The 1,452-nt window shown below is 73.2% G+C and carries 2 protein-coding genes; one reads left to right on the top strand and one right to left on the bottom strand.

The features are described from left to right. The coding region (gene sucB / locus Q0195_RS05795) for a 2-oxoglutarate dehydrogenase, E2 component, dihydrolipoamide succinyltransferase (protein ID WP_299275794.1) at positions 1-816 on the top strand (816 nt) is incomplete at its 5' end. 54 nt (positions 817-870) lie between these two features. Here sucB and Q0195_RS05790 read toward each other — a convergent pair. Continuing rightward, positions 871-1,452 (bottom strand): hypothetical protein (locus tag Q0195_RS05790; RefSeq protein WP_299275792.1); only part of this gene is annotated, 582 nt, incomplete at its 5' end.

Genomic DNA, 1,452 nt, shown 5'->3' with positions numbered 1-1,452 from the left:
GCCGCGGAGGCCGCGGAGAAGGCCGCGGCCGCGCAGGCCGCTCCTGCCGCTGCCCCTGCTGCGGCCCCGCGGACCCCGACCATCCCGGAGGTCTCCCCGCTGCGCGGCACCCGCGAGAAGATGTCGCGGCTGCGCAAGGTCATCGCCAAGCGGATGGTCGAGTCGCTCGACACCTCCGCCCAGCTCACCACCGTGGTCGAGGTCGACGTCACCCGGATCGCCAAGCTCCGGGCGCGTGCCAAGGACAGCTTCCAGGCCCGCGAGGGCGTCAAGCTCACCTACCTGCCGTTCTTCGTCAAGGCCGCGACGGAGGCGCTCAAGGCGCACCCGAAGCTCAACGCCACGATCGACGGTGACGAGGTGGTCTACCACGCCCAGGAGAACATCGGCATCGCGGTCGACACCGAGCGCGGTCTCATGGTGCCGGTGATCAAGGACGCCGGTGACCTCACCATCGCGGGCATCGCCAAGCGGGTCGCCGACCTCGCCTCCCGCACCCGGGAGAACAAGGTCAAGCCGGACGACCTGGCCGGGTCGACCTTCACGATCACCAACCTCGGCTCGAACGGCGCGCTGTTCGACACCCCGATCATCAACCAGCCCGAGGTCGCGATCCTCGGGCTCGGGGCGATCGTCAAGCGACCCGTCGTCGTGACCGACGCGGACGGCAACGAGACGATCGGCATCCGGTCGATGGTCTACCTGCCGCTCACCTACGACCACCGCCTGGTCGACGGTGCGGACGCCGGCCGCTTCATGCAGACGGTGAAGAAGCGCCTCGAGGAGGGCGCCTTCGAGGCCGAGCTCGGCCTCTGAGCCGACTCCTCCCGCGCGAGGGCCCGCACCGCACCGGTGCGGGCTCTCGCCGTCTCAGGGGCACTGCTCCCAGCGCAGGATCCGCGGGGTGTGCTCCTCCGGTGCCGGGACGAGGACGAACCGGGTGCACCGCGGGTCCTGTGCCGGGACGGTGACCTCCGTGCCGCCGACGCTGCGCCGGTGCGCGTCCTGGACGAGGACGGCGTCGACGACCACGCCCTCCGCGGCGGGCGTGACGTCCACGAGGCCGACGACCCGGGTGTTGAGCCCTTCGAGGACCGTCCCGGAGGACCCGAGGAGCTCGAGCAGCGCGGCGTCCTCCCGCGAGGCGGGACCGCCGGGCACGGTGGTGGCGCCCAGTGCGTCGGCGTCGCCGGTGACGAGCGCCTGGTCACGACGGTCGAGCAGCCGGGTGAGCGCGTCGGCATGCTCGGCGGGTCTCGGACCCTGGTGGTGTGTCGCCGCGCCGTCCTCCGGGACCACCCACAGGACGGCGCCGGCGAGCGCGGCCGCCGCGCCGAGGCTCACCGCGGCGCCGAGCCAGGGCGTGGGGACGTGGTGGCGACGTACGTGGCGGGCTGCGGTACCGGGCCCGGACCCGCGCCTGCCCGCCGTCGCAGGACCCTTCCCACGCCT

Origin of the sequence: uncultured Georgenia sp. (genome assembly GCF_937958535.1) — a bacterium.
Taxonomy (GTDB): domain Bacteria; phylum Actinomycetota; class Actinomycetes; order Actinomycetales; family Actinomycetaceae; genus Oceanitalea.
The sequence above is the reverse complement of the archived record's forward strand: the minus strand, read 5'-3'. Positions and strand labels throughout refer to the sequence as shown.